The following is an 18,537-nucleotide window of genomic DNA, read 5'->3' on the forward strand; positions in this document are numbered from 1 at the left end:
TTTTTATTATAACAAATTTTTTTGAATAATAAAAAACTTATTCAGGAAAAAACATAGTTAGTCCCAGATAGGTAAATATGCTTAAAATTATGCCAATAATAAAGAGATATATTTTTTTGTATTTTAAAGCCATAGGTAGTAATTCGTGGATAGAAATAAATATCATTGCTCCGGCAGCAAAAGCCATAAAAAGAGGATTTAGAGCTGGGGCTATTGAAACAGCCAAAAGTCCGAAAACAGCCCCGGCTGGTTCAGCTAAGGCAGAAAGAATAGCCAGATTAATTAATGCTTTTCTTTTTTTGGCTATGACCAGTGGTACAGCCATAGCAAATTCTTCTGGTATATTATGAATAGCAATTGAGATGGCAATCAAAATTCCTAAACGCGGAGCGTAAATATAAGAATTAGCCATAGCAAAGCCTTCAGGAAAATCGTGAAGAATTAGTCCTAGAGCTACTAAATAAGCAGTTTTAATCTGCCAGTGTAATTGTCCTTTTTCTTTGATATAATGAATGTGAGGAATAATGAAATTTAAAGAATAAACAAAAAGAATCCCTAATATTAAAGCTATTAGGGCAGAAAAAGTATTAGATGCTCCAATTGACTCTGGTATAAGCTCAAAAAAAGAAATAATCATCATTATACCTGCGGAAAAGCCAATACCTGTGGCGATCAAATTAGATTTTTTTTTAAAATAAAAAGCAAGAAGCAAACCAATTGCGGTAGTTAAAGCCGAAAGAAGAGATAGTAAAATTACACTGATAATAACTAAAGTTGACATATTAGAAATTTGGATACAAAGATTGATTTAATCTTAAATTTTTTTAAATTTTTCTTTTTCTCTTTCTTTATTTATTAAAAAAGAATAACTTTGTAGAAAAATTTCGCCTTAATATATTTTTTTAATAATAAAAAAAACATAAAGTCAAATTCTAAATACAAGAAGTAATAAATTAATTTTTGATTTAAAACTTTTAGATTAAGTAAATCCCAATAACTTTCCTCCCTGATAAATAAAAAATGATACTATCCAGGCTAAAGCCATACTGTAAGCGACCACAAAGAGAGCCCATTTGAAGGAATGAGTTTCTTTTTTTATAACCGCGATAGTAGCTAGGCAGGGCGTATAAATGAGGGAAAAAACCATAAAAGACAAAGCGCTTAAAGCAGTAAAATTAGATTTTAAAACAACTGTCAGAGATTCTTCAGCTACTCCATAAAGAGTGCCTAAGGTACTAACCACTACTTCTTTAGCAGCTGTGCCGAAAAATAAAGCCACTGTTTCTTGCCATCCGCCAAAGCCAAGCGGTTTAAATAGAGGAGAAACAACCGACCCAATTTTTCCGATAATAGAATTCTGGGCCGCGTATTCAACGCCCCAGGGCATACTGGCCAAAAGCCAAATAACAACTGAGAAGATTAAGATAATACTACCGGCTCTTTTAATAAATTCCCAGCATTTTTCCCAGACATGAATCAAAAGACCTTTCAAAACCGGCCAGTGATATGAAGGCAGTTCAATCACAAAAGGTTCAGACAAACCGCCAAAAAATAATTTATTAAAAATTTTACCGATTACAATAGCTAAAATTACTCCCAAAATATAAAGACCAAAAATAACCCATCCCTGATAAGCGGAAAAAAAAGCGGCTGTAAAAAGGATATAAATAGGCAGCCGGCCGCTGCAGGACATGAGCGGATTAATTAAAATAGTCAAAAGTCGGTCTTTTTTTGAACGCAAGGTCCGAGTAGCCATAATAGCCGGCACATTACAGCCAAAGCCTAAAATTAAAGGAATAAATGATTTGCCGTGTAAACCAATACGGTGCATAAAACGATCCATAACAAAGGCCACCCGGGCTAGATAACCGGTATCTTCCATGAGGCCAATAAAAAGAAAGAGTATAAAAATATTGGGTAAAAAAGAAAGCACAGTGCCAGTGCCGCCGATAAGACCATTATTAATCAGCGAATTAATCCAAGTCGCCGCTTCAATTAAAGCCAATTTTTGACTGATAATCTCACCCAAATGGTCAAATAAGTTATTGATAATTTCTACCAAAGGAGCAGCCAGAGTAAAAGTGAGTTGAAACATCAAAAGCATAATTAAGAAAAATATGATAAGACCCCAGAATTTATCAGTCAAAACGCGGTCAATTTTATCAGAAGATGATTTGGCCTCTTTGTTTTTTTGATCAATTACTTCTTGGCCAACTCCGCGGATAAAACTATAACGTACTTCTGACAAAAGCGAACTGATGGATTGGTCAAATATTTTTTTTAGACGCCGGCGACTCTTTTTAATTACTAGTGATAATTTACTAAAGTATTTTTTGTTTTTTAGCTTTTTTATAAAATGTTCATCTTTTTCCAAAAGCCTTAAAGCCACCCAGTTAATATTGCAAGCTGGGAAGGAAATCTCATTATTGATTAAAATATTTTTTATTTTATTTGTTTCTTGGTTAACTTCATCTCCATAGGTTAACTTAATCTTACATTCTTTTTTAATTTTATGGGCTTGACTAAAAATTAAATCAAGAAGATTACCCACCTTTTCTTTTTTAGGGGCTTCAATTTTAACTATTGATACTCCTAATAATTCGGCCAGTTTTTTTTCATTTACAAAAAAATCGTGCTTTTCCGCCAAGGTAGACCTATTTAAAGCAATAATCAGAGGAGCTCCTAATTCGATTAATTGGACTGATAAATACAGATTTCTTTCTAAATTTTCGGTGTCAATTATTTGAACAATAATATCAGGCTGATCATGCATTATAAAATCCCGGCTGACTATTTCTTCTTCAGTATAGGCTGATAAACCATAAACTCCTGGTAAATCGACTACTTTGATTTTATGGTTTTTATAAATAAAAAAACCTTCTTTTTTTTCGACGGTTTTGCCGGGCCAGTTACCGACGTGCTGATGGGAACCGGTTAAGGTATTAAAAAGAGTGGATTTACCGACATTGGGATTGCCGATTAGGCCAATAGTAATATGTTCTTCAATTTTTTTAAACTTTTTTAACATAGGTTCTTTTGGCTTGATGCTGGCCAAGGGCAATTTTTGAATTAAACACTTTTAAAATTACCGGACCAAAACGGTCATTTTTTATAATTTTGGCTTTAGCTCCTTCATAAAGACCAAGTTCGCCCAGCCTTTGTCTAAACCCGGGGCCGCCAGGCATGCCGGTTATTTCTATATCAGTGCCAGCCGGATAATCAGCCAGTGATTTTCCTTGGAGGGGTATATTTTTTCTTTTTCTAAATCTTTTTCGTCTAAACATTTTTTATTTATTTTGGTATTTTTTTGCCGTGCGGGCATTTTTTTGGATTTTTTAAAATTTTTTCTAATTTTTTAATCGATAAATCAGAAAAAGCATGCTCCAAATGATGTGCTTCTTGGTGAATATTTTCATTTTTCAGACCCAAAGATTTTTTTAAGAAAACTTCGATTAAACGATGACGACGAGTGATTTCTTTAGCTTTGACTAAACCTTTTTTAGTTAAATTTACGGTGCCGTAAGGCTTTTTATTAATATATTTTTTTTGCTGTAGCTTATTTAACATAGCTGAAACTGAAGGCTTGGATATATTTAAATAATCAGCTATTTTTTTAGAATGAATATTTTTATCTTTTTCCCAGAGAATATAAAGGGTGCGTAAATAATCTTCCTGGCTTTGTTTTTGTCTTTTCATAAAAAATGTTAGTTATAACTAACTTTAATAATAGACTATTAAATTAATTATGTAAATTACTTTTTTGGGGATAAATAACCTCTTTATTATAATATTAATAAATGTTATTATATTTATTGGCTAATAATTAATTTTTAAAAAAATATGGCTCAAAGAAAAAAAGCATCAAAAAAAACTCATCACTCTAATTTATCTTCAGAATTTAAAAAATTGGGGCAGAACCTGGAAATAAACATTAAATCGGCCTGGCATTCGCAGCAGAGAAAAAAACTGGAGGCACAAGTCGGAGAGGGTTTGAATAAATTAGTTCAAGGTATTGACCGGATTTATAAAAAATCCCAGGAAAAAGACTTTGATAAAAAAGTAAAACAAGGCCTTTTCCAAGCCGTCCAAAAAGCCAATAAAAAGCTAGATCAAGTACATAAGAAATGGGAAAAAGACGAAAAAAATAAAAATAATTAATTAAAGCGTATAAATATAATTGATTAATCCCGGCTCAACGGCTGGGATTTTTGTTAATCAAAAAAGAGGGCACTCAAATTTGAGTGGCCAGAGGTATATAGCCTTCTATTTTCCAGCTTTAATGATATTGCTGGATTAAAACTAGCCGTACGTTAGTCTAATAGAAACTTACCTCATTCCAAAATACCCTCATAATATCAACACTCCTTAAACCGTGTTTGACATTATCTTAGTGACAATCCGGACAAGGCCGGGTACGAATTTAGCGGCCTTAGAGGCTTTTCCAACGGTGAAGTAGGAAGGAATCCAAGGCACCGGATTTATTCTAATATAAATTTATTATTTTTGCAATGTTTGATTAATTAATAAAATATAGTTATAATATTGGTATCATAAATTTTGTTCTTTTTTCACCTTCTGGAATAGCCTGAAAGGAGTTTATTAAAGGCTTTTAATTATTCCAGATTAGGGAATTAGATTTGACAACGAAGCGTCAAGCAGCTTTAACCCCCTGTTTATTAAAAAAGGAGGTAAGGAATGAAAAAATTCCTTGTCATGATTTTTGCCATCGTAATGGCTTTCCCGCTAGTCGTAATGGCCAGCGTCGGAGAAGCAGAGAGGCTCGGTACTTATTCCGACTCCGAGATGGAAAAGGTTGAGTACAGGATAACCGAGACTGCGGTAAAATGGTCTGAAGTTATCAAGAGTACGATTATTGAGGAAGTAGCGAACACGGCATATAAGAAGACATGGCCGGCAGTAGCTGAAAAATGTATGATTAATGTGAAAATGAATACTAGAGTAACCCGGGAGACCAGAAAAGAGACTAGTGCCAAGATTTTCGTCAACGTCTCGAATATAATGGTTGAAGATGTTTCTTCTGTGATTAAAAAGCCGAACTTTCAGCTCGACACCATTTCTATTCACACGATTGCAAACGATTTCGGCGAGGCCATGCATTTCGCCTGACTCCCCTTTTCAGGCAGATGTAATGCTAAGACATCTTAGTTTTTAACACTTACCCTCGAGCCATGCACTCGGGGGATTTTTTTTGGTTTTGTCATTGATTTATTCAGATAATAAAATACCCTGACTTTGAAATCAGGGTATTTTACTTAATGCTTAGATATTTTTAAGAGTCTGTATTAACCTGGTCATGACATTCCTGTTTCATCATACCACGGCCTCTTTTCATACCTTGACCAAAACCACCATTTTCTATTCTATTCTGATGTCTTTCTTTCATGTTTTGCTTTATCTCCTGAGCATATTCTTCTGATATTTTACCTTCGGTTACTAAGTTATCAATTTCTGCGTTTTTATGCGCTTCCATTTTTTCGTGCATTTCTTCCGAAGAAAGGCCGCTTTCCTCTACTATTTCATGGAAATTTAAACCTTGATCAAATTTAGCTTGAAGTTCTTCAGATGATAAACCCATCACTTCGGCTTTATTCTCAATCATTTTATCCCGGTCACCCCCAAATAATCCCATAAATCCATTACTCTCTTCAGCGGCAGCATTCATGATAAAACCGCTGATTAAAACCGTGCTAATAACGGCCAGAATACTAATAAATAATGTTTTTTTCATATATCTTTTATTATAGTTTAATTATTAATGTTCTTATTTTTCGACCTTGTACTATTAATACAAAGTTAAAAGAATTTTATTTCATTAGCCGAAAAGGTCCTTGACGGCGGGGTCGAAGCCTATTTTCATTAGAGTGGTGCCAGTACTGGCCGGAAAATATTTTAATACCCTGAGCTTTAAGTAATCCGTTTTCAAGTTGACCGAGCACGGCAATTTTTTGGCCAATTTCTAATTCTATATCCTGAGGCATGAGGGTTTCTTGGTCATAAATCACTTCAATTTCTTCTTCTAGAGGAGTGGTTATAGTTATTAAATTATTTTCTAAGTTAATAATTTCACCGATTTGAGCCGGACCCTTTTTTAGGTTATAGCCTATTTTCTGTTTAAAGAAAGAAGAAGCAAAAGGAATATTTTTTTCCTGAGCCAGGTTATGAATTTTTCTCGGAATATTAAAAGCAGCCGTAGTTAAACCAAAAAGAATAACTCCGAAAACAATCAAAACAATAATTAAAGAAAAATTATTTTTGTAGGAAAAATCAAAACTTTTAAGAATATAACCGGTAATAATAATCAAAACGATAGCTATAATTAAAAGTTCATAGGGAAATTTTAAAAATACTATACCGAAACCAGACCAGCCAAAATCAGTAAATTCTAAAGCCCCAGACTCAATTAAAACATAACCGATCAGGCCAATAATCAAAATACTAATTAAAATGAGTAAAACAGCGGCGCTTTCCAGGCCCAGTTTTTCGGCCATGACTGAAAATCGAGAGCGCATTTTTATCTTCTTCTCTTTAATAGTTTTATTTATTTTTTGGGCTAAATTAGAGTTTTTCATATTTTGATAAATTTTCCTTAAGATTATTTTTGGCCCGGGAAATCAAAGTGCCGACAGTATTTATTGGTTTCCGCAAGATGTCGGAAATTTCTTCATAGCTTTTCTGCTGAAAATAGCGCAAAATCAAAACTTCCCGGTATTTTACGTCCAGATTATATATTTCTTTTTTTACTTTTTCAAATTGCTGCTTTATATTTAATTCTTGGAAAAGATCAGTATTATCCGGCAAAACTTCATCAAAATTATTTTTTTCCAAAGAAACTTCTTTTTTTCTTTTTTTAATATAATTTATAACTTCGTTATGAGTAATACGGTAAATCCAGGAGGAAAACTTTTTTTCTAAATCAAAGGCACGCAGGTTTTTATAAACCTTAATAAAAGTTTCCTGAAGAATATCCTCACATTCATCTTTGGAAAAATGTCCCAGACGATAAATATATCTAAAAAGAGGTTTTTGATATCTTTCTACTATCTCGGCAAAAAGATCCTTATTTTCTTCAGTGATTTGCCGGATTATTTCTTGGTCGGACTTTTTATCCATAATTGAAGGGGTGTCTATATTAATACAAATATAACCTTGGAAATATTTCAAATTTATACTATAATAATAAAACAAACCCATGAATATTGAAACCGCTAAGACTATAATTATCTGGACTTTGACCGTATTCCTAGCCGGGTTAATCGGTTACTTTGGCCGTTATCTGGCTATGATGGTTATTGATCGGACTCGCCAAAATAAAAATTTAACTGTTGATAAAAAGAAAAAAGAGAAAATATAGACCCAAAAAATAGCCATAGCCAAAAAAAAGCTAAACTAGCCCAGAAAAAAGCTAAAAATGAATATAAATTAAATAAGAAATTAAACAAGGATAAATAACATGTCTAAAGAAGAAGAAAAAAAGCCAAAAAATAAAAAAGGCAAAGCCAAGAAGTTTTTTCTCTTTGCTTTAATCACGGCTATTGGCACAACCGTAGCCGCTCTTTTTGTCAAAAAGAAAAATAAGGATTTATTATCCGATAAAAAATTGGAAAAGAAAAGCAAAAAGAAAAAGTAAATCTAGTTAGATTTTGATGAAAAAAAATAAACCCCTGAAAATTTCAGGGGTTTTATGATTAGGGCCGCCAGGGATAGTTTGTCGGCACTATGACCCGACCGCCTTCTAAACGGATGGAGCCGTGAACTACTAAATTAGTAATATATGATTGCCAGCCATGCTCGATCTTATTGACTCTTTCACCGAGTGAGTCAGCGGTGTCATCTTGGCGGATGAGAACCGGATAGTGGAAAAAAATCGGTCCGTGGTCATATTGATTATCGACAAAATGCATGGTCACAGCAGTTTCATTGATTTCACCTTTCTTAAAAGCTTTAATAACCGCTTCGTGAACATGATGTCCATACATTCCCCGGCCACCAAATAGGGGCAATAATCCAGGGTGAATGTTGATAGTTTTAGCTGGATTAAGACCACGGATAAATTTTAACCAGCCAGAAAGGCAAATCCATTCCGCACCAAGATTTTGGGCGGCTAAGCGGTAATTTTGTTCGCCAAATTCAGTCATATGATGAAAAGAAATGCCGAGCCTTATAGCTCTTTTCTTAACACCACCATCTTTGTGGTTGGAAATTACGCCGATTATTTCCGCATCCAAAACGCCGGTGCGGGAGTTTTCCACCAGTTCTTGGAAACCAGAACCGCCGCCTACTTTATCACCCGAGGCAAATACAAGAATTTTGGGTTTTGACATTTTTAACCCTCCTTTTTTAAAGAACTTTTTTATTTTATTTTCTATTCCTGGTAATAGCAATAATAGCTGTTAAAATAACACCGGCTCCCAGCCATTGGCCGGGTTTAAGTAGATTATCATGAAAAAAGTATTCTAATAAGATGGAAGATAAAGGATAAAATAATTCATAAATAGTGGCCCGCGAGGCCATCACTTTTTTCAGGCCCCAGTAATAAATAAAAATAGCCCCGGCCCCGACAGTGACAGCAATTAGAAAGAAAACTCCGATCATTGACCAGGTGATGACATTAAAGCCAGCAAAACCAGCGTAGCCAGTATTAACCCCGCCTGAATTTAACAAAGAGATAATAATTATTATTAAAAACATGATGCCGGTAGTGATAAAAAAGCGTAAAGCCGTGCCCAAGCCGTGCGAGATTTTTTTTATGGCTCTTTTGGAAAAAACTGTGGACGAGCCAAAAGAAAAAGCGGCTAAAGCCGCCAGTAAAGCCGGAATAAGCATACCCGTGGCTGAAAAATTAGCTTTAGTAAAGCCAAAAGTAAGCAGGTAGCTGCCAACCAAAGCCACTAAGGCCCAGGCGTAAAATGATTTCCGGGGACGTTCACGCAGCCAAGCATAAGCTAAAAGTATGGCAAAGATTGGCTGAAGTTTTTGCAAAATTAATACCACTGATATATTCAAATGATTAGCATGAACTTGGGAAATAGCTCCGATAATAGCCATAGTACCCAAAGCGCCGCCAAAAATTCCCACTAGTATAAAAGAGAGCCAATCTTTTTTATTTAAATTTTTTAATTCCTTTTTTCTAGTAATTAAAAAATAGGATAAAATAATGGCACCAGTTAAGTGCAGCATAAAAACAAAAATTGGCACATCGTATAATCCTAAATTCAAAATCCAGGGAGTAAAGTAAACCCCATCTAAAGCCCATAAAAAAGCGGCCGAGATAATGGCCAAAGCAGCTAATATTTTAATTGATTTTTTCATATTTTTTTATTATAGCAATATATTCAAAAAATAAAAAACCCTCTACCAAATGGCAGAGGGTAAGGTTTAAAGAATAACTAATGCTCTTTTTAAATTACTTCTGGCCCGGTTTTTGTATCTTTTCCGAAAAAAATCAGTCAGATAAATATCTTGGCGCCGAAGCATCAAGCGGAAAAATTTTTTCCGCCCTTCCCTTAACTCTTTGTCAGAAACTTTTTTAGCCAATTCATTCCAAACATTCTGACTGTATTTTTGGAAATCTTCCCAGCTGCTGCCTAAACAGAGTAGATCAATATCCATGATGGTTCGAGCGTCGATGTCACTTTCTTCCGGAATTTGGTTATGCTTGGTAAAGCGGATGAGGCGCATAACTTCGCGAACAAATGTCATATCCACATCGCCGCCTTCTAAAAAACGCCAAGCATAAATGATACTCTGGTCTTCGTTTTCAGGATTTAGCGGCTGCCAAATAACATCATGGAACCAGATGGCCGCCATTACTGCCAAAGGATTTTTCAAGTCACGCCAAACTGGATGTAAAGCCAAAAGACTGTAATAGAGATGTTCAACTCCGTGATGCCGGCGGTGCGGCTCAGAGTAACGGGTGATAATATCTTCAAAAGCGCTTTTGACAGGACAAGCACACCTAGTTTCTTGGCATAAAAAAAGAAAGTTTTTCCATAAGTATTCTTTCATTTCATTCATTTATTAACCTCACTTTTTTAAAGTACGATTTTTTATGATAAGCATTAGATAGTAACATGGGTCGGAAAAATAATCAAGTTGGCTTGACACAGATTTTTTTAATTAATAATTTATAAAAAAGCACATTAATATAAATAGAGACAAAGAGTTAATTATTTTAGTTGGTAAAATAAGGAGGTTAAAATGTCCGGCCGTTCTTCAGACAAAAAAAACTGATGAAAGTATTAATATAAAAAAATGTCCGGCGGAAATTCTTCAAGAATAGACCAAGCAAGGCCAGAGATTAAATGGACTAATAGTGAGATTAAGACCTGAAATTTCAGATCTTTTAAAATATTTATTTAAAGAAAATAAAACCGATAAACTTTCTTCAGAGCTGGTTAAACTTAATGAGATTTTAGATAAGATAAAAAGAATTATGAATTTGGCTAAAGAAACTGATTGAAAAAAAATAACTCTTTTAAATCAAAGGCGAGATAAATAATCTTGCCTTTTTTATTTCTAGTAATTATTGACTAAAGTTTAAGTATTTGTTAACTTATTAGGAAAGCACATTTAAAAAAGGAGAGAGTTATGATTAGAAAAGTAGGAGAAGTTTTTAGGGTCAAAGTAAAAGAAAAAATAACTTTGGTTAAGCGGGAAGGTGATGAATTAGGACCTTATATATTAGAACCTGGAGAATATGAATTTAAAAAAATTAAATTACCTAATGGTATTGTTAGAATAGTTTTAGTCCATAAACAGGAAATTTTTCTTTCCGAGGATCTCTTTAGATTTTATTATCATCCCAACCATGGACGACTCGGCACCCAAATTGATATTCTTTTCTAATTATTATTTCACCCGCCTTTAAAACTATTAAAGGCGGGTTTTGTTTTAGTCATATACTTTTGACGGTTTTAATCATTAAATTTAACTAGGTATTGACTGCGCATTTATTATTTAGAGAGCAGCGTTATAAATGGTTGTAATACCACCTTTTTCTTTATCTAAAAATCGCTATATATACGGGCCTATTATCAAGACTGATTAAGCTTAAGTAAAAAGAATGATATAATATAAATGATAAACAATTTAATAGAACTAAATTTATGAGCCAAAAAATTGATAAATCAAGAGCTAAAAAATATCTTTCAGGTATATTTACTCATAAGGGCGGGAGTGTTGCTAAAGCTAATGAGACTTTATCAAAAATCAAAAGCCGCAAATTAAAATTTATAATAATTTAAAAAAAGAAAATACCATAATTTTATCTTTTAATTTTGTCTTAAAAAAATAAAAAGGTTAATTGACGAGATTATTTAAATGGCTACAAAATTAATTAAATCTGTTTAAAAATATGAAGTCTAGAAAAAAAATAAACTTTTTTATTGTCGGAGTAGCCAAATCCGGTACTTCATCTATGCACAATTATCTGCAGCAGCATCCTAAAATATTTATGAGTCCGGTCAAAGAAACCTACTTTTTTAGTAAAGATTTAAGAATAGAAAATTTCAAGGGAAAAATTAAAAAAAATAAAAAAGTAAATAAGAAAAAATATTTTTCAAATTCTCTGCTTCCTCAAGTTCAACAGATTTTCATAAAAAATATAGAAGATTACTATCAAATATTCAGAGAAGCTAAAAACGAAAAAATATTAGGAGAATCATGCCCCGGCTATTTATACAGTCAGTTAGCGGCCAAAGAGATATATCAATACAACCCTAAAGCCAAAATAATGATAATGTTAAGAGACCCAGTAGAAAGAGCTTACTCAAATTTTATGATGCAATTGGAAAATGGACTTTTAAAAACAGACTATTTTTTAGAAGAAGTAAAAAAAGATTATAACCAGAATGATAAAGGCTGGGGTAGAAGTCATTTGTTTATTGAATCCGGTTTATATTATAAACCAGTAAAAAGATACTTAGATCTATTTCCTCAAAACAATGTAAAAATAATTTTATTTAATGATTTTATAAAAAAAACTAATTTAGTTCTAAGTCAAGTTTGTGATTTTCTAGATATTGAAAAATTTAATTTTATGACAAAGAAGGCTCATATGAAGTCTCAAAAACCAAAATTTCTCTTTCTTTATAATCAAGTGATAAATCTGGCGCAATCGGCTAATTTACTAAAAATAGTACCTGAAAGTTTAAGAGAAAGAATTAAAAAAATGTTTATGAAAGAAAAGCCTAAGTTAACTGAGGAAGAAAGAAAAACACTTCGGCCCTATTTTAAAGAAGATATTTTAAAACTACAAAACTTAATAGGAAAAGATTTGTCAGACTGGCTCAAATAAGGTGAATAAATTTAAATAACATAAAAATGTTTTAAGTAAGCACTTTTGATGGTTTTAATTATTAAATTTAACCAAGGATTAATTAGATATTTTATTATTTAGAGAGTAGGGTAATAAATCATTATAATACCATTCCTCTTTTTATCTAGTTATCTAGAAAACCGCCATATGTCTGGGCACATTACCTATTTTATTTGACTTTTTAGCTAATTTATGCTATTATTAGACTAGCAAAACAAAAACAAAAAGACAATTAAATAAAAAAAATATTTTTAAGTCAATATTAATGATTAATAATAATATCTTCTATTAACTTAAATAGCCGCTTTTTTAAACTGCGGTTTTTTTATTAACTAAACTAAAAATAAATTTATGCCAAAATTTAATACGGAAACAGAAGTAAAAACATCAACTCCTGTTTCCCACAAAATCGCTGTTGGTATCATGATGATTGGAGCTTTATCCGCCGCTATGGGTATTGTTATGGGTTTGCCAGTTTTTAAAGAAAAGAAAGTGATTGGCGCCCAGGCCTTTAAACCACTTCAATTGACTGACGGAGTACCCAGCACCAATGAAATTAAGGATTCACGCTACGCCCAGTATCAGTTTTTGCGTGATAGTGTGGTTATGGCAACTTATAATTATTCTAATGACTCGGCTTTTCAAGAAAACAAAAATTTTAAAATTGGTGACAAAGATTCTCTTAATTCTTTTTTTATCAAAGAAGCATCAGCACAAACTACTTTTTCCATAGAAGATATTACTAATGGTTCATTTGAACCAGGAGATACTATTGACTCAAATAGCAAATCACCTTTGCAAGTTAAGATTACCCAGAGCGAAATTGACTCGGCTGAAATTCCCGCTATTACTTTTAGTTTAGTCACTGATATTGGTAATAAAACCCTTTGTTTACCCAGTAATACTATTAATCAAGGATCCGTAGTCAGTTATTATTTTGATGTGGACGGTACTCCTTATCTAGACAGTAATCTGAAAAATAAAGCCATGAATAGCACTTGCCAGGTAAATTCTATAGCTTATGATCCAACCACAATTAGTGAAATAAATTTTAATGAACCCTACCCAGAAAGCATTGCTGATAGTTTTGCTATTTATTTTATCCGCTACGATCAAAGTATGTTTGCCATGGCTGATAATACTTTTGTTAAAATGACACCTGATGATGAAATAGATTTTGTGGATGGTGGTAAAGCCCCTTTTACCTTAGGTCCTGGTTACTATGGAGCGCCAGAAGAAATTACCGTACCAGCCCGAATTTATACAGTTGATTCTAATTTAGGAACACAGACACTTTGTCTTCCAGAACAGACTATTACCGGCGAATGGAATGAGAATGATCAGAAATATTTAGGCAAAGGTACTCCTTACTACTACGACCAAAACGGCACGCCTTACACAGACGTACTTTTAACTAACATGGCTACTACCAAGCCTTGTCATGAATTATTAAAAGATAGTTTAACCCCTTACTATATTAGTGAGGCTTCTCTTAGTGATACTATAGATGAATATAGTAATATTAAATTTAAAAGAGATAACACTGAATTAGGAGTACTTTACATTAACAATAATCAATATTCTCGTAATTTTGATGATTCTCTAAATCCAGAAAGTAAATCACCTCTCTTACTGGCGATGGAAACCGCTAACTTGAGTGAAGACGTTACTTTTCCAGCCAGAACTATTACTTTAAAGAACGCTAATTACGATGAGACTGAATACACTAACACTCTTTGCTTTCCGGAAACCACTACCTCTAACGGAGAGACCATTAAGTACTACTACGACCAAAACGGCACGCCTTACACAGACGTACTTTTAACTAACATGGCTACCACTAAGCCTTGTCATGAATTATTAAAAGATAGTTTAACCCCTTACTATATTAGTGAGGCTTCTCTTAGTGATACTATAGATGAATATAGTAATATTAAATTTAAAAGAGATAACACTGAATTAGGAGTACTTTACATTAACAATAATCAATATTCTCGTAATTTTGATGATTCTCTAAATCCAGAAAGTAAATCACCTCTCTTACTGGCGATGGAAACCGCTAACTTGAGTGAAGACGTTACTTTTCCAGCCAGAACTATTACTTTAAAGAACGCTAATTACGATGAGACTGAATACACTAACACTCTTTGCTTTCCGGAAACCACTACCTCTAACGGAGAGACCATTAAGTACTACTACGACCAAAACGGCACGCCTTACACAGACGTACTTTTAACTAACATGGCTACTACCAAGCCTTGTCATGAATTACTGGCTAATGTTTTTAAACCTGAAGGAATTAATGAGGCCAGATTGGATGAAATTGTTTCTACGCCGACTAAAATTAAGTTTATCAGAGAAAATACGGTATTAAATTATTTATGGTCACACCAAGATCCCAGTTTCCAAGATCCCGATTTTGAAGATTTAGAAACAGTATCCGGAGGTAGTTCTCCGCTTATGTTAAAACTTTCTTCTTTATTAGCTCAAACTTTTCCTGAGAGATTAGTTCAAATTAAAGCCCTTGAAAATAATAAAGAATATACAAAAACGCTATGCATACCAGAAACAGAAATCACGGAAAATGGTACAAAAGAATATTTCTATGATAATAATGGAAGCCTCTATGCTTATACTGACGCCCTACTAACCAATCGGATCATTTGTGATACCTGTATACATAATCCACCGGAAGTAAGCATTTCCCCTTTAACGAAATCGGGTTACGCTGGAGATAGTTTCAGTTACAGTATTAGTGTAACCAATCCAAATAATCCAGAAATTTGCCCCCGTTCAGAAATATATACTTTTTATTTGCAAGAGCCGGCTGGTTGGGAAGCTAATTATGATTTAGACACTTTATATGATCCACCGGCTTTGAGAGTTGAACCGGGAGAAACAAAAGAAATATCAATGACTTTAATTAGTCCTGACAATATTTCATCTGGAGATTATGAAGTTCGTGTAAACTTAACCAACTGGGTTGCTATTAGTGGATCTGGTTATGCTGAGGTTACTATTTCGCCGACTCCAAAGAATTCTGATGACAAGGAAATTATGGTAGAATGATAAAATTAATTTCACCCTTGACAAAAATAAATTAATAAGCTAGACTGGGGCTATTAATTAGTAAGTATCCCAATAATTGATTTGAAAAAAATTTAACTTTAGCGGGGTACATAAGAAAGTTCATCAAATTATGAACGATCAACAAGGCTTTGGGCAAAGACAAATGCACCAGGGCAAATGGACCTGCTCAGAATGCGGAACCGAGATTACCGAGCTTCCTTTTGAGCCGGATGGTCAACGCCCGATTTATTGTCGGCAATGCCATCAGAAACGTCGCCAAAATAGAGGCGGCGGACGCGGACAGTTTTAAGAAAGTGATTTTTTAAACGTCAAATATAAGTCCAAAAGTAAAAAACTCCTTTAGTAATTTAAGGGAGTTTTTTTGTATTAAAATTATTAAGGTTTTTGAAGAGGAGGCATTTTTTTATGGAGATACTGATCTCGAGGGGCTTTAAGCTGCCAAACAACTATCAGGCTTAAGAAAAGAATTATAGAAAGAATAATAAAAATGTATTCAATTATTAGAAGATTTAATACAATAATACCAATAAGAGAACCAAAAAGAAATCCCAAAGGCTTCAGATTGCGGAAAAAATTTATATAATCAATGTCTTCGACATCTACACATTTGAAAAAGTAAGACTCTCTCATTGACTGGACCAAAGCCGCTCCGCTGCGGCTTAGAAAAAGTATTAAAGCCCATATTATAGGATTAGCCTGACCGGTAAAAAAGAAAAGTAAAGTTGAAACAGAAAGAATTAAAAATCCGAAAAAAATCATTTTTCTTTCTCCTTGCCGGCGATCGGCAAAAATACCGGCTGGTATCTGAAATATAACAAAGGGTAAAAGCATAAAAGTAAAGATGGCGCCAATAACAGTCCAGCTATAGCCCAGATTTTGTGAAAGATATAGGGGCATATAAATAGTGACCACAGAAAAGAAAATTTCTAATACAAAAGAAATAAAAAATATGTCTTTAAGCCGGCTGTTTTTTAAAATTGTCTTTAGAGTTTTTAATGAATGATGGTGATCGTAATGTACCTTTCTGGTGAAGAGAACTTTTTTTTGAGAAAAAATGATAATAAACATAGCCATCAGAAAGAAAATAGTGATTTTATAAATTAAACGGTAATTATCAGAGCCCATAATATAACCGACAATTATTGGCGAAATAACCCAGGCTGAATCAAGTATAGTAAAATAAATACTGCGTACCCGACCTGTATTTCTATTAGAAGTAAAACGTTCAAGAAATATGTCTAAGCTGGTGGTTAAAAGACAGACACAGGCATAAATAACAGTAAAGGAAATAAAAGCTACGATTTTAGATTGAGTGTTGATAAGTATAAATATTGAACCAATTTCTATTATTAGAATAACTAGAGAAAAAACAAAATTAGTGAAACGTTTTATTATTAACGGCACTAAATTCATCAAAAGCAAAGTTAGACCGGCGCCGGCCATAAAGAAAAAGCCGACATTTTCGGCTTTAGCAAATTCTTCCAAAAAAGAGGATCTAATATAAGCGGGAAAAGCAGCTGAAAGGGCTAGGAAGAAAACTAAAAAATATATAATTTTTTTATTTTTGTTTTTCATTTATCAAAAATGTTTTATGGGGTGATGGTATAAGTATTAACGGTTACACTTTGCATTTTATCATCAAAATTATTGGGATCTTTTTCATAGACATACCAAGTGTAAGGAGAAGTATTTTCATTTATCTGGTTGGCTTGGGCCCCAGTTATTTTCATAGTGTAATAATATTTTTTTGTATTTAAACCTTTTTCTAAAGCTTTTTGGTATATTTCAGTAGAAGAATTTTTTTCCTTTAAGGCGTTTAAATTTATAATCTGACTTTCAAGTTTTGTCGAAAGAGAATCTCCTTCTCCATAAGATTCTCCCAGCGATATTTTTCCAGAAGTCCAGTCAGACATAACTACTTGATTTTTTGAAGGTGAATAAAGACGAGCTATCCAACTTATAAATTTACCCTCTTTATAACCATTAAAAATTCTCTGATTATTGACATAGATAGAATTAACATCACTAGTAAGCTGATGAATTTCGGCGTCTTTAGACCATTCTTCTTTAGCTTTTTCCAGAATTTCTTTAACAGCTTTTTGACTGCTGGCCAACTCATTATCTTCAGATGTTTTTGTAGAAGTAGTATTAGTGCAACCAGGGAGTATTAAAAGGCAGAAAATAAGCAAAAAAGCGCTGATTATTAGGCTGGAATATTTTTTCTTGCTAGTCATATATTTAATATTATTTATTATTCTTTACCTTTTATATAATAACATATTTTAAAATATTAAAAAAGATGTAGCCTAGTTAATACCTGTCGCTAACATTTGGTATAATCAAGGGTAATAGGTGTTAACTATTAAATAGAAAGTAGAAAGGTCTCCTATGTTAGTTAAATATTTCAAAGAATTAAGATTTAAGGAGTATTTATGGGCAGAAAAGCATGATTTAAAGATATTTGTCAGTTGTTTGGTATTTCAAAAAAAAGTCTATTATTATTGGTGTTTCCCTAAATCATGAAAAAACTATCTTAATAGCGTTTTTCTAAACCATATTCTAATATTAAATTAACTCCTAAAGTTAAAATTTATTGAGCCGGAAAAACTAAAAACTAATTATGGTTTTTTAAAAATAAAAATAAATAGTAAATAAAAGACGGGGATATATCATCATTAGATATTGACTATATAATTCCTTGCTATTTATATTTTTTTTGACAACTGATCGCATAAAAAAGAATACCAATTATAACAAAAGGAAATCCAGAAATTAAAACCGCAAAAAGATGATTATGTCCGGCCATAAAATAAGCAAAAATAGAATGAATTATACCACCACTAATAAGAATAATACTACCAAGCTTTTCTTTTCGCCAAGCAACCATAAAACCAATAGTGGTGATAATTACTAATAAGTTAATAATTAATGATTCGCCGGTGAAACTTTCAAAATCAGAGAAAGCATAGCCTAGAGATATTATCAACCAGAAAAGAACTATAATTAAGCCAAGAGTACGGGCTAGCCAACGAATTATTTTAATACTTTTATTATTCATATATTTAGTATAGCAGAAATAAATTTAAAATGGTAAATAATAGTATAAATCT

Annotated in this window: 23 protein-coding genes; 10 read left to right on the forward strand and 13 right to left on the reverse strand. The window is 32.9% G+C overall.

Features of this window, described 5'->3' with window-relative positions:
* Nucleotides 1-37: 37 nt before the first annotated feature.
* The 4 genes from U5L76_05290 to U5L76_05305 form a co-directional block, all read right to left on the reverse strand.
* On the reverse strand, nucleotides 38-781 hold the full coding sequence (locus U5L76_05290; GenBank protein ID MDZ7798980.1) for a ZIP family metal transporter: 744 nt from the start codon (nucleotides 779-781) through the stop codon (nucleotides 38-40).
* A 198-nt stretch (nucleotides 782-979) separates the two neighbouring features.
* Complete coding sequence (gene feoB / locus U5L76_05295; GenBank protein MDZ7798981.1) at nucleotides 980-3,028, reverse strand: ferrous iron transport protein B; 2,049 nt, start codon at nucleotides 3,026-3,028, stop codon at nucleotides 980-982.
* A complete protein-coding gene (locus tag U5L76_05300) occupies nucleotides 3,012-3,284 on the reverse strand; it encodes a ferrous iron transport protein A (protein MDZ7798982.1) in 273 nt (90 codons plus the stop codon). Before U5L76_05300 ends, feoB begins: the two co-directional genes overlap by 17 nt.
* A gap of 7 nt (nucleotides 3,285-3,291) precedes the next feature.
* Nucleotides 3,292-3,696 carry a metal-dependent transcriptional regulator gene (locus U5L76_05305; GenBank protein ID MDZ7798983.1) on the reverse strand — a complete coding sequence of 135 codons (405 nt, stop codon included), beginning with the start codon at nucleotides 3,694-3,696 and terminating at the stop codon, nucleotides 3,292-3,294.
* 144 nt (nucleotides 3,697-3,840) lie between these two features.
* Here U5L76_05305 and U5L76_05310 point away from each other — a divergent pair, with 144 nt between their 5' ends.
* Both U5L76_05310 and U5L76_05315 read left to right on the forward strand, forming a co-directional pair.
* Nucleotides 3,841-4,158, forward strand: coding sequence for a hypothetical protein (locus U5L76_05310; protein MDZ7798984.1), 318 nt, complete (start codon nucleotides 3,841-3,843; stop codon nucleotides 4,156-4,158).
* Between the two features lie 537 nt (nucleotides 4,159-4,695).
* Nucleotides 4,696-5,127, forward strand: a complete 432-nt coding sequence (locus U5L76_05315) for a hypothetical protein (GenBank protein MDZ7798985.1) — start codon at nucleotides 4,696-4,698, stop codon at nucleotides 5,125-5,127.
* A 163-nt stretch (nucleotides 5,128-5,290) separates the two neighbouring features.
* Here the strand turns inward: U5L76_05315 and U5L76_05320 are convergent, their stop codons facing one another.
* The 3 genes from U5L76_05320 to U5L76_05330 form a co-directional block, all read right to left on the reverse strand.
* Complete coding sequence (locus tag U5L76_05320) at nucleotides 5,291-5,749, reverse strand: DUF2680 domain-containing protein (GenBank protein ID MDZ7798986.1); 459 nt, start codon at nucleotides 5,747-5,749, stop codon at nucleotides 5,291-5,293.
* A gap of 76 nt (nucleotides 5,750-5,825) precedes the next feature.
* The gene (locus tag U5L76_05325; protein MDZ7798987.1) at nucleotides 5,826-6,590 is read right to left on the reverse strand and encodes a hypothetical protein; all 765 of its coding nucleotides are present in this window, start codon (nucleotides 6,588-6,590) and stop codon (nucleotides 5,826-5,828) included.
* Entirely contained in the window at nucleotides 6,577-7,182 is a 606-nt protein-coding gene (locus tag U5L76_05330) for an RNA polymerase sigma factor (protein ID MDZ7798988.1), read from the reverse strand. The genes U5L76_05325 and U5L76_05330 overlap by 14 nt, the downstream gene beginning before the upstream one ends.
* A gap of 28 nt (nucleotides 7,183-7,210) precedes the next feature.
* Here U5L76_05330 and U5L76_05335 point away from each other — a divergent pair, with 28 nt between their 5' ends.
* Together U5L76_05335 and U5L76_05340 are read left to right on the forward strand one after the other, a co-directional pair.
* Nucleotides 7,211-7,372 (forward strand): hypothetical protein, encoded by a 162-nt coding sequence (locus U5L76_05335; GenBank protein ID MDZ7798989.1) that lies wholly within the window; start codon nucleotides 7,211-7,213, stop codon nucleotides 7,370-7,372.
* Nucleotides 7,373-7,471: 99 nt separating this feature from the next.
* Nucleotides 7,472-7,648 (forward strand): hypothetical protein, encoded by a 177-nt coding sequence (locus U5L76_05340; protein MDZ7798990.1) that lies wholly within the window; start codon nucleotides 7,472-7,474, stop codon nucleotides 7,646-7,648.
* A gap of 58 nt (nucleotides 7,649-7,706) precedes the next feature.
* Here the strand turns inward: U5L76_05340 and U5L76_05345 are convergent, their stop codons facing one another.
* The 3 genes from U5L76_05345 to U5L76_05355 form a co-directional block, all read right to left on the reverse strand.
* On the reverse strand, nucleotides 7,707-8,342 hold the full coding sequence (locus tag U5L76_05345; GenBank protein ID MDZ7798991.1) for a formyltransferase family protein: 636 nt from the start codon (nucleotides 8,340-8,342) through the stop codon (nucleotides 7,707-7,709).
* Between the two features lie 34 nt (nucleotides 8,343-8,376).
* Nucleotides 8,377-9,330 carry an EamA family transporter gene (locus tag U5L76_05350; protein ID MDZ7798992.1) on the reverse strand — a complete coding sequence of 318 codons (954 nt, stop codon included), beginning with the start codon at nucleotides 9,328-9,330 and terminating at the stop codon, nucleotides 8,377-8,379.
* A gap of 66 nt (nucleotides 9,331-9,396) precedes the next feature.
* Nucleotides 9,397-10,026, reverse strand: coding sequence for a hypothetical protein (locus tag U5L76_05355; protein ID MDZ7798993.1), 630 nt, complete (start codon nucleotides 10,024-10,026; stop codon nucleotides 9,397-9,399).
* A gap of 307 nt (nucleotides 10,027-10,333) precedes the next feature.
* Here U5L76_05355 and U5L76_05360 point away from each other — a divergent pair, with 307 nt between their 5' ends.
* The 6 genes from U5L76_05360 to U5L76_05385 all read left to right on the forward strand — a co-directional run bounded on the left by U5L76_05360 (nucleotide 10,334) and on the right by U5L76_05385 (nucleotide 15,716).
* The gene (locus tag U5L76_05360) at nucleotides 10,334-10,480 is read left to right on the forward strand and encodes a hypothetical protein (GenBank protein ID MDZ7798994.1); all 147 of its coding nucleotides are present in this window, start codon (nucleotides 10,334-10,336) and stop codon (nucleotides 10,478-10,480) included.
* A 128-nt stretch (nucleotides 10,481-10,608) separates the two neighbouring features.
* Entirely contained in the window at nucleotides 10,609-10,866 is a 258-nt protein-coding gene (locus tag U5L76_05365) for a hypothetical protein (protein MDZ7798995.1), read from the forward strand.
* 260 nt (nucleotides 10,867-11,126) lie between these two features.
* Entirely contained in the window at nucleotides 11,127-11,264 is a 138-nt protein-coding gene (locus U5L76_05370) for a hypothetical protein (protein ID MDZ7798996.1), read from the forward strand.
* Nucleotides 11,265-11,374: 110 nt separating this feature from the next.
* Nucleotides 11,375-12,316 carry a sulfotransferase gene (locus U5L76_05375; protein ID MDZ7798997.1) on the forward strand — a complete coding sequence of 314 codons (942 nt, stop codon included), beginning with the start codon at nucleotides 11,375-11,377 and terminating at the stop codon, nucleotides 12,314-12,316.
* Nucleotides 12,317-12,688: 372 nt separating this feature from the next.
* Nucleotides 12,689-15,406, forward strand: a complete 2,718-nt coding sequence (locus U5L76_05380; protein ID MDZ7798998.1) for a hypothetical protein — start codon at nucleotides 12,689-12,691, stop codon at nucleotides 15,404-15,406.
* A gap of 163 nt (nucleotides 15,407-15,569) precedes the next feature.
* Entirely contained in the window at nucleotides 15,570-15,716 is a 147-nt protein-coding gene (locus tag U5L76_05385; protein ID MDZ7798999.1) for a CxxC-x17-CxxC domain-containing protein, read from the forward strand.
* Nucleotides 15,717-15,802: 86 nt separating this feature from the next.
* Here U5L76_05385 and U5L76_05390 read toward each other — a convergent pair whose 3' ends face one another.
* From U5L76_05390 to U5L76_05400, 3 genes are all read right to left on the reverse strand, one after another.
* Nucleotides 15,803-17,002, reverse strand: a complete 1,200-nt coding sequence (locus U5L76_05390) for an MFS transporter (GenBank protein ID MDZ7799000.1) — start codon at nucleotides 17,000-17,002, stop codon at nucleotides 15,803-15,805.
* A 14-nt stretch (nucleotides 17,003-17,016) separates the two neighbouring features.
* Complete coding sequence (locus U5L76_05395) at nucleotides 17,017-17,661, reverse strand: hypothetical protein (GenBank protein ID MDZ7799001.1); 645 nt, start codon at nucleotides 17,659-17,661, stop codon at nucleotides 17,017-17,019.
* A gap of 467 nt (nucleotides 17,662-18,128) precedes the next feature.
* Entirely contained in the window at nucleotides 18,129-18,485 is a 357-nt protein-coding gene (locus U5L76_05400; GenBank protein MDZ7799002.1) for a hypothetical protein, read from the reverse strand.
* Between the last annotated feature and the right edge of the window lie 52 nt (nucleotides 18,486-18,537).

This window comes from Patescibacteria group bacterium (genome assembly GCA_034520665.1).
Taxonomy (GTDB): Bacteria; Patescibacteriota; Patescibacteriia; order JAXHNJ01; family JAXHNJ01; genus JAXHNJ01.

Coding starts and splice junctions, on each gene's coding strand:
- feoB (MDZ7798981.1), bottom strand. CDS start 3,028: ATGTTAAAAAAGTTTAAAAAAATTGAAGAACATATTACTATTGGCCTA.
- U5L76_05350 (MDZ7798992.1), bottom strand. CDS start 9,330: ATGAAAAAATCAATTAAAATATTAGCTGCTTTGGCCATTATCTCGGCC.
- U5L76_05310 (MDZ7798984.1), top strand. CDS start 3,841: ATGGCTCAAAGAAAAAAAGCATCAAAAAAAACTCATCACTCTAATTTA.
- U5L76_05325 (MDZ7798987.1), bottom strand. CDS start 6,590: ATGAAAAACTCTAATTTAGCCCAAAAAATAAATAAAACTATTAAAGAG.
- U5L76_05315 (MDZ7798985.1), top strand. CDS start 4,696: ATGAAAAAATTCCTTGTCATGATTTTTGCCATCGTAATGGCTTTCCCG.
- U5L76_05340 (MDZ7798990.1), top strand. CDS start 7,472: ATGTCTAAAGAAGAAGAAAAAAAGCCAAAAAATAAAAAAGGCAAAGCC.
- U5L76_05370 (MDZ7798996.1), top strand. CDS start 11,127: ATGAGCCAAAAAATTGATAAATCAAGAGCTAAAAAATATCTTTCAGGT.
- U5L76_05390 (MDZ7799000.1), bottom strand. CDS start 17,002: ATGAAAAACAAAAATAAAAAAATTATATATTTTTTAGTTTTCTTCCTA.
- U5L76_05355 (MDZ7798993.1), bottom strand. CDS start 10,026: ATGAAAGAATACTTATGGAAAAACTTTCTTTTTTTATGCCAAGAAACT.
- U5L76_05345 (MDZ7798991.1), bottom strand. CDS start 8,342: ATGTCAAAACCCAAAATTCTTGTATTTGCCTCGGGTGATAAAGTAGGC.
- U5L76_05375 (MDZ7798997.1), top strand. CDS start 11,375: ATGAAGTCTAGAAAAAAAATAAACTTTTTTATTGTCGGAGTAGCCAAA.
- U5L76_05380 (MDZ7798998.1), top strand. CDS start 12,689: ATGCCAAAATTTAATACGGAAACAGAAGTAAAAACATCAACTCCTGTT.
- U5L76_05300 (MDZ7798982.1), bottom strand. CDS start 3,284: ATGTTTAGACGAAAAAGATTTAGAAAAAGAAAAAATATACCCCTCCAA.
- U5L76_05395 (MDZ7799001.1), bottom strand. CDS start 17,661: ATGACTAGCAAGAAAAAATATTCCAGCCTAATAATCAGCGCTTTTTTG.
- U5L76_05400 (MDZ7799002.1), bottom strand. CDS start 18,485: ATGAATAATAAAAGTATTAAAATAATTCGTTGGCTAGCCCGTACTCTT.
- U5L76_05385 (MDZ7798999.1), top strand. CDS start 15,570: ATGCACCAGGGCAAATGGACCTGCTCAGAATGCGGAACCGAGATTACC.
- U5L76_05305 (MDZ7798983.1), bottom strand. CDS start 3,696: ATGAAAAGACAAAAACAAAGCCAGGAAGATTATTTACGCACCCTTTAT.
- U5L76_05320 (MDZ7798986.1), bottom strand. CDS start 5,749: ATGAAAAAAACATTATTTATTAGTATTCTGGCCGTTATTAGCACGGTT.
- U5L76_05290 (MDZ7798980.1), bottom strand. CDS start 781: ATGTCAACTTTAGTTATTATCAGTGTAATTTTACTATCTCTTCTTTCG.
- U5L76_05335 (MDZ7798989.1), top strand. CDS start 7,211: ATGAATATTGAAACCGCTAAGACTATAATTATCTGGACTTTGACCGTA.
- U5L76_05365 (MDZ7798995.1), top strand. CDS start 10,609: ATGATTAGAAAAGTAGGAGAAGTTTTTAGGGTCAAAGTAAAAGAAAAA.